At 73.5% G+C, this 7,055-nt stretch carries 6 protein-coding genes; 5 read left to right on the forward strand and 1 reads right to left on the reverse strand.

The genetic code is table 11. The features are described from left to right. Nucleotides 1-278: 278 nt before the first annotated feature. The 4 genes from DEF28_RS24620 (at nt 279) to rfbH (ending at nt 5,125) form a co-directional block, all read left to right on the forward strand. Nucleotides 279-1,496 carry a DUF418 domain-containing protein gene (locus tag DEF28_RS24620; RefSeq protein WP_114400474.1) on the forward strand — a complete coding sequence of 406 codons (1,218 nt, stop codon included), beginning with the start codon at nt 279-281 and terminating at the stop codon, nt 1,494-1,496. Between the two features lie 373 nt (nt 1,497-1,869). Beyond that, nucleotides 1,870-2,853, forward strand: coding sequence for an ATP-binding cassette domain-containing protein (locus DEF28_RS24625; protein ID WP_114400473.1), 984 nt, complete (start codon nt 1,870-1,872; stop codon nt 2,851-2,853). After that, the gene (locus DEF28_RS24630; RefSeq protein ID WP_114400472.1) at nt 2,850-3,698 is read left to right on the forward strand and encodes an ABC transporter permease; all 849 of its coding nucleotides are present in this window, start codon (nt 2,850-2,852) and stop codon (nt 3,696-3,698) included. Before DEF28_RS24625 ends, DEF28_RS24630 begins: the two co-directional genes overlap by 4 nt. 122 nt (nt 3,699-3,820) lie before the next feature. Then, nucleotides 3,821-5,125 (forward strand): lipopolysaccharide biosynthesis protein RfbH, encoded by a 1,305-nt coding sequence (gene rfbH, locus DEF28_RS24635; RefSeq protein WP_114400471.1) that lies wholly within the window; start codon nt 3,821-3,823, stop codon nt 5,123-5,125. Between the two features lie 164 nt (nt 5,126-5,289). On the opposite strand, the gene DEF28_RS27720 is transcribed toward rfbH, so the two are convergent. Next, entirely contained in the window at nt 5,290-5,457 is a 168-nt protein-coding gene (locus tag DEF28_RS27720) for a hypothetical protein (protein WP_158562917.1), read from the reverse strand. Between the two features lie 501 nt (nt 5,458-5,958). Here DEF28_RS27720 and DEF28_RS24640 point away from each other — a divergent pair. Next, nucleotides 5,959-7,055, forward strand: a 1,097-nt coding sequence (locus DEF28_RS24640) for a cytochrome P450 family protein (RefSeq protein WP_114446240.1), incomplete at its 3' end; no start/stop codon positions are given.

Consider the following 7,055-nt stretch of genomic DNA (forward strand, 5'->3'; position numbering starts at 1 on the left):
CGTTCCGGCCCGCCCCGGGCCGGAACGTGATTCCCGCACGCCGGAGGGGTACGCTCACCGTCATACTCAAACTTGTGCACGAAGCCCCCGATCGCCTATCCTCGTCGGGTGCCCAAATTTGAGTATCAGGGCTCGGGGCGAGGAGGGTGCGTGGCTGAGAGCGAGCGCCGGAAGAGGGTCCGGCGCGCCACGGCAGAGCGATCGGGAGGACGTTTGACGACCGTCGTCGTCGAGGCGAGGAAGGGCACCGGCACACCGGCCGACCACGGGGGGATCGGATGAGCGAGACGGTGTCGCAGGCGTCGGGGAGGGCGGAGCCGCGGTCGGCGCCCGCCCCCCGGGCGGGGGAGGAGGCGAGGGGGCGCTACCTCACCCCCGACCTGGCCAGGGGCGCGATGCTCCTGGTCATCGCCCTGGTTCACGCCCACATGTTCCTACGCGGCAGCATCGGCGTGATCCGGGGGTATCCCACCGAGCAGTCCGTGCTGGACATGGTGGCCGCGGCCGGGCTCACGGTGTTCGCCGACGGGCGCGGCTACCCGATGTTCGCCGCGCTGTTCGGCTACGGCATGGCGCAGATCCTCGCCCGGCAGCGGGCGCGCGGCCAGGTGTGGCCGGCGACCCGCCGGCTGCTGCGGCGGCGGGGATGGTTCCTGCTGCTGTTCGGGTTCGCGCACGCGCTGCTGCTGTTCTCCGGCGACATCCTGGGGACCTACGGCCTCATCGCGCTGCTGTTCGTGATGACGCTGCGGATGCCCGACCGGCGGCTGCTGGCCTACGCCGCCGGGTGGTACGTCGTCGGGGCGGTCATCTACGCCGCGCTGTGGTTCTCGATCGCCGCGGGCGGATCGGGGTCGGGGGCGGCGCTGGTCAACTCCGACGCCCCGCTCCTGGACGCCGTCTACCGGGTGTCGACCTGGCCGGTCAGCAGCATCCAGCTGGTCACGGCCTCGCTCTGCCCGTTCATGATCGGGGTCTGGGCGGCGCGCCGCCGGCTGCTGGAGGAGCCGGAGCGCCACCTGCGGCTGCTGCGGCGCACCGCCGGGCTCGGCATCGGGCTCGCCGTGGCGGGCGGGCTGCCGCTGACGCTGGTCACCACCCAGCTCTGGCCGGACCCGCCGGCCGGCCTGGCGCTGGCCTTCGTGACCGTGCACACGCTGACCGGCTACGCGGGCGGGATCGGGTACGCGGCGGCGATCGCGCTGCTCGCGGTGCGCATCGGAGCCCGCCGGGGCCCGGTCGTGCGGGCCGTCGCGGCCTGCGGCGAGCGGTCGATGACGTGCTACGTGTGGCAGTCCGTGGTGTGGATGGCGCTGTTCGCGCCCTACACCCTGGACCTCGGCGCGCACATGGGCGTGGCCGGCTCGGTCGCCGTGGGCGCCGCCACCTGGCTGGCCGGCGTCGCCATGGCCGACCTCATGCGCCGCGCGGGCCGGCGCGGACCGGCCGAGGCACTGCTGCGCCGGCTCACCTACGGCGGGCGCGCCGCGCGCTAGCCGGCCGCACCGCCGGGGCCGCCGCTCCCGCCTCCGGGAGCGGCGGCCCCTCGTCAGCTCCGGAGCCGCGGCTGGCGCCGGAAACCCCGAGCGGTTCCCGCCGCCAGGCCTATACTCAAACTTGTGCAACGGGTCCGATCTCGCCTATTCTTGTCGGGTGCCCAAATTTGAGTACAGCCATGGGCGGGTCGCCGTCCGGGACAGGCTTCTTCCGGTCCGAAGCGGCCCGGGTCTTCTTCCACTCCGCAGCCGCTCGGCCCTTTTCCCGCTCCGCAGCCGCTCAGGCTGGACCCCGCTCCGCAACCGCACAGGCTGGACCACCCGACCGCGCCTCTGAGACGTGGCCCCAGAACCCATCATCGAGGAGTCTGCATTGGATTCGCCTTCCTCCGCCGCGATCGAGACGTCCGGACTGGTCAAGGTCTTCGGTGGGACCCGCGCCGTGGACGGCGTCGACCTCCGGGTGCCGGCCGGCATGGTCTACGGCCTCCTCGGGCCGAACGGCGCCGGCAAGACCACCACCATCCGCATGCTCGCCACCCTGCTGCGGCCCGACTCCGGCACGGCCCGCGTCTTCGGGCACGACGTCGTCCGCGAACCTGACGCGGTGCGCAGCCGCGTCAGCCTGACCGGCCAGTTCGCCTCCGTGGACGAGAATCTGACCGGCGCCGAGAACCTGGTGCTGCTGGCCCGCCTGCTCGGACACTCCTGGGGGCGGTCCCGCAGCCGGGCCGCCGAGCTACTGGAGGCGTTCGGCCTCACCGAGGCCGCCAACCGCCAGACCCGCACGTTCTCCGGCGGCATGCGGCGCCGGCTCGACATCGCGGCCAGCATCGTCGTCACGCCGGACCTGGTCTTCCTGGACGAGCCCACCACCGGACTCGACCCGCGCAGCCGCAACCAGGTGTGGGAGATCGTCCGCGCGCTGGTGGCCGCCGGCACCACCGTGCTGCTCACCACCCAGTACCTCGACGAGGCCGACCAGCTCGCCGACCGCATCGCGGTGGTCGACCACGGCAAGGTCATCGCCGAGGGCACCAGCGGCGAGCTCAAGTCCTCCGTCGGCTCCGGCGCCGTACACGTCCGGCTCGCCGACGCCGCCCGCCGCCCCGATGCCGAGCAGGTGCTCGCCAAGACCCTCGACGCCGCGGTCCACCTGGAGTCCGACCCGGTGGCGCTGTCCGCCCGCGTCTCCGACCCCGAGCGCGTCGCGCACGCGCTCGTCGAACTGTCCCGGACCGGCATCGCGGTCACCGACTTCTCCCTCAGCCAGCCGAGCCTCGACGAGGTCTTCCTCGCGCTGACCGGCCGGCCCGCGGAGAACACCGACACCGCCGCCACGGAGGAGGCCGCATGACCACCGCACCCGTCCCGACACCGCGTCCCCCGGCGGACGAGACCCTCCGCTCGGCGCTGGCCGTCCGCGCGCGGCCGCGCCGCCCCAACGCGCTGTCGGCCTCCCTCACCCACGGCTGGCGCACGCTCACCAAGTTCCGGAACAGCCCCGCGCAGCTGATCGACATCGTGCTCATGCCGGTCGTGTTCCTGCTGATGTTCACCTACCTGTTCGGCGGCGCGTTCGCCGGATCGACCCGCGAGTACCTGCAGTTCTTCCTGCCCGGCATCCTCGTCATGACCGTGGTGCTCATGACGGTGTACACCGGGACCGCGCTCAACACCGACATCACCAAGGGCATCTTCGACCGGTTCCGCACCCTGCCGTTCTGGCAGCCGGCCACCATCGTCGGCAACCTGCTCGGCGACGTGGTCCGCTACACCATCGCCCTCACGATCACCACCGGGCTGGGCCTGCTGCTCGGCTTCCGGCCGGCCGCCGGCGTCACCGGCGTCCTGCTCACCATGCTGCTGCTCATCCTGTTCGGCTTCAGCGTCGGCTGGATCTTCGCCGCGCTCGGCGTCGTGGTTCGCTCGCCGGAGTCGGTCTCCGGCACCAGCATGATCGTGATGTTCCCGCTGATCTTCACCAGCAACGTCTTCGTGCAGACGGCCACCATGCCGGGCTGGATGCAGGCCGTCGTCTCGGTCAACCCGGTCAGCCACGCCACCACGGCCGCCCGCGGCCTCATGCACGGCACGGCCACCGCCGGGCAGCTCGGGCTGGTGCTCGCCACGTGCGCCGCGCTCATCGCGGTCTTCGCGCCGCTGACCATGTACCTGTACCGGAACAAGAACCAGCGCTGACCCCGCCCCGCACCGGTGCGGCCGCCTCCCCGGAGAGCGGCCGCGCCCTCCCATCGCCGCTCAAGGGGTCCTCGACCAGCCCCGCCGATGCTGGCCAGAGGCCACCGAGCGGAGAGGTGAACATGACCCCGGACGCCAAGGCACGGGTGCTGGAACAGGTCCGCGCGTACCACCGGGGGCGGGAGCAGCGCGCCTTCGTGCCCGGCGAGACCCCCATCCTCCCCTCCGGCGCGGTCCTCGACGAGGAGGACCGCGCCGCGCTCGTGGAGGCGGCGCTCGACATGCGCATCGCCGCCGGCCCCAGCGCCCGCCGGTTCGAGCGCGAGTTCGCCCGGCACTTCGGGCTGCGCAAGGCGCACATGGTGAACTCCGGCTCGTCGGCGAACCTGCTCGCGCTGACCGCCCTCACCTCGCCCAGGCTCGGCGACCGGCGGCTGCGGCCCGGCGACGAGGTGATCACCGTCGCCGGAGGCTTCCCCAGCACCGTCAACCCGATCGTGCAGAACGGCCTGGTGCCGGTCTTCGTCGACCTCGAACTGGGCACCTACAACGCCACCGCCGACCACGTGGCGGCCGCCCTCTCCGGCCGCACCCGCGCGATCATGATGGCGCACACCCTCGGCAACCCGTTCCAGGCCGAGGAGATCGCCCGGATCGCCGCCGAGCACGACCTGTTCTTCGTCGAGGACAACTGCGACGCCGTCGGCTCCACCTACCGGGGCCGCCCGGCCGGAACCTTCGGCGACCTCTCCACCGTCAGCTTCTACCCGGCCCACCACATCACCAGCGGCGAGGGCGGCTGCGTGCTCACCGCCAACCTCGAACTAGCCCGCATCGTGGAGTCGCTACGCGACTGGGGCCGCGACTGCTGGTGCGAACCCGGCACCGACAACACCTGCCTCAAGCGGTTCGACTACCAGATGGGCAGCCTGCCCAAGGGCTACGACCACAAGTACATCTTCTCCCACGTCGGGTACAACCTGAAGGCCACCGACCTGCAGGGCGCCCTGGCGCTCAGCCAGCTCCGCAAACTCCCGGAGTTCGGCGCGGCCCGCCGCCGCAACTGGCAGGCGCTGCGCGCCGCCCTCGACGGGCTCCCCGGCCTGCTGCTGCCCGAGCCCACCCCGGGCAGCGACCCCAGCTGGTTCGGCTTCCTCATCACCGTGCTGCCCGGCGCCCCGTTCACCTGCGCCGACCTGGTGGCGTTCCTGGAGGCCCGCCGCATCGGCACCCGACGCCTCTTCGGCGGCAACCTGGTCCGCCACCCCGCCTACGAGGGCGTGCCGTACCGGGTCTCCGGCGAACTGGCCAACTCCGACATCGTCACCGAGCACACGTTCTGGATCGGCGTCTATCCCGGCATCACGCCGGAGATGACGGACTACATGGCCGCCTCCGTCACGGAGTTCGTGACCCGGCACCGCTGACGGCATGGCGCGCGGCCGTGCCGGGGCAAGGTGCACCCCGACACGGCGGTCTGCCGGCTGGAGTGCTGTCCAGGTGGGACGTGCGGACCGACGGCCCGCGCTCACCTCCTGGGCCGGCTGCCCACCTCGGGCAACAGGCCCCGTTGATCGCACGGGCCTGCTCCTCACCCGCTCAGGTGCCGCACCGGGCACAGCAGGCCGGAGGTCCGGGAGAACTCCGCGTCGATCGTGACGAGGTCAGCACGCAGGGATTCCGCGAGTGCTGCCACACAGGCCGCGGCATAGGGGCCCATGTGGTGCCGCGACTGCCAGATGCGCGGGAGAAGGCGCACGTGGTCCTACCTCGTGACGTTCATGGCTCCGAGCGGGTCGAGAGCCCGTTGGGCCTCGTCGGCCGATATCTCGTTCCCTCGGACCCGTCCGCGCTGGGTGGACGCGCTTCGAGACCAACCGCGTGCGGTGCGGCCAGCCGTTCGCCACTCATGTCGACCCGAGCTTTCTCAGCCGGGACGCCGGGCCCCGTCACTCCCGTGCCTCTCGCGTCCCAGCTATCGCCTCCAGGACGTCCCCAGGAGTGACGGACGACCGGGCAGCGATGTCCCGAGCCCGCTCCACCGCCTCGTCCAAGGTCAACGACTGAGCTTCTCCTCCGGGTAACTGAGCGACATACGCCTGCGAGGACCACGCGCGCGTTGCCGTGCCGCCGGCGCCCCGGATGGGCCGCCGTCCCCTCCCTCGACGCCGCCTCGACCGGTCTTCGATACCCCGTTCCTAACGTGATCGGTGGCCGGCGCACGGCTCGGCCACCGATCCGCGCACGAGGAGGGAACCGCGTGACACTGGCGGTCAGCGCCCTGGGGCGTCGCCTGCAGCTCGTCCACGCCACCCGGTGGGTCCACGGCGCCAACGGCGACCCCTACGCCCAGCTGCTGCGCGGGTTCGACGACGCCCCCCAGCCGGCCCACGAGGAGGCCCGCCGGCGCGGGCCCCTGTGGCACAGCCGCGCCGGAGCGTGGGTGACCGCCCACCACCGCGTGGCCGCGGACCTGGCCGGCCATCCCGCGCTCGCCGAGCGGGCCCCGGACGGGTACTGCGTCCCTGACGGCGTCCTGCCCGACGACCAGGCCGCTCCGCTGGTCGGCCACACCGAGGCCGAACGGCTCCGCGCGGCGACCGCGGCCGTGCTCGGCACCGGCGCCGCGGCCGCGCACCGGCACGCCGCCGCAGCGGCGTGCACGCGGCTCCTCGACGGCGCCGGCGCGCGGCTCGACCTCGCGGCCGACATCGCCGCCCGCCTCCCCATCGAAGCGCTCGCCGACCTGTACGGTCTCACCGGCGCGCGCCGCGACCGGTTCACCGCCGCCTGCCACGCGGCCGCCACCGCCCTGGACAGCCTGCAGTGCCCGCAGCGGCTCGACGATACGCGGCGGACGCACACGGCCCTCGCCGACCTCGGCGACCTGCTCGCCGAGCACGCCGCCACCGGCCGCCCCGGCGACACCCTCACCGCGCTCACCGACGCGGCCGGCCCCGCGCCCGCACTCCGGCTCCCCGTGGCGTTCACCGTCCTGGCCCAGCGCACCACCGCCACCCTGATCGCCAACGCCGCCCTCGCCGCCCTCGACCGGCCGGGGGAGTGGACCCGGCTCGCCGACGACCCCGGCCACCCCGCCCGCGTCGTCACCGAGACGCTCCGCCACGACCCGCCGGTCAGCGTGCAGGCCATGACCGCGCGCGCCGACCTCACCGCCGCCGGAACGCGCATCCGGGCCGGCGACCGGGTGGCCGTGCTCATCGGCGCCGCCAACCGCGACCCCGCCGCGTTCCCCGACCCGGCGCGCTTCGACCCCGACCGGCCCCCGGCGCCCGTCCTCGTCCCCGGCCTGCTGCACCGCCTCGCCGCGCCGCTCGCCCGCACCCAGGCCGAGAC

It is taken from the genome of Marinitenerispora sediminis, from assembly GCF_003336425.1.
Classification (GTDB): domain Bacteria; phylum Actinomycetota; class Actinomycetes; order Streptosporangiales; family Streptosporangiaceae; genus Marinitenerispora; species Marinitenerispora sediminis.

What these genes read in the sequence shown, in the direction of transcription:
- DEF28_RS24620 (WP_114400474.1), top strand. Translation starts at nt 279, where the DNA reads ATGAGCGAGACGGTGTCGCAGGCGTCGGGGAGGGCGGAGCCGCGGTCG.
- DEF28_RS24630 (WP_114400472.1), top strand. Translation starts at nt 2,850, where the DNA reads ATGACCACCGCACCCGTCCCGACACCGCGTCCCCCGGCGGACGAGACC.
- rfbH (WP_114400471.1), top strand. Translation starts at nt 3,821, where the DNA reads ATGACCCCGGACGCCAAGGCACGGGTGCTGGAACAGGTCCGCGCGTAC.